We start from the raw sequence: 751 nt of genomic DNA on the forward strand, positions 1-751 counted from the left end.
TCGCTGGGTTTTGTCACGCTGACTTCGCCGGTTTATGGCAGTCAAATAGTGGCGGATAATCAGGCGGGCCGCCACCAACAACCGATAGTGATATCAGCGGCAAATGGTGTGACACAAGTCAACATTCAAACCCCGAACAATAAAGGATTATCGCATAACAAATACAGTCAATTTGATGTATCACAGCAAGGTGCGATATTAAATAACAGCAGTAAAATCAGCCAAACGCAAATTGCGGGTTATGTACAGGGCAATGAGCTATTAAATAAAACCGGACCGGCAAAAATCATATTAAACGAAGTCAATTCACGTAATCCCAGCCAATTAAACGGGGTGGTTGAAGTTGCCGGTCAAAAAGCCGAGGTCATTATTGCTAACCCTTCCGGTATCACCTGTAATGGTTGTGGTTTTATTAATGCCAGTCGAGGGACACTCACCACCGGTAAACCGATTATCAATAATGGTGAAATAAATGGTTACCAGGTTGAACAAGGGCACATAACGGTAACCGGTAAAGGGCTTGACAGTTCTGGGCAAAACTATACCGATTTGATAGCACGTACGGTATCGATTAACTCGGCAATATGGGCCAATGAAGCGAATGTGATCACCGGTCGTAATCAGGTCAGTTACGATACACAAACTATCATGCCACTGGATAACGCTACTGACAACAAACCGGAAGTCTCGATTGATGTTTCACAGCTTGGTGGAATGTATGCCAATAGTATTCGTATGATTGGTACCGAAA

At 43.8% G+C, this 751-nt stretch carries 1 protein-coding gene; it reads left to right on the forward strand.

Features of this window, described 5'->3' with window-relative positions:
• Positions 1 to 751: filamentous hemagglutinin N-terminal domain-containing protein (locus J3U56_RS12000; RefSeq protein WP_267367958.1), on the forward strand; the 751-nt coding region annotated here is incomplete at both ends.

The organism is Gilliamella sp. B2824 (assembly GCF_026536245.1).
GTDB lineage: Bacteria > Pseudomonadota > Gammaproteobacteria > Enterobacterales > Orbaceae > Gilliamella.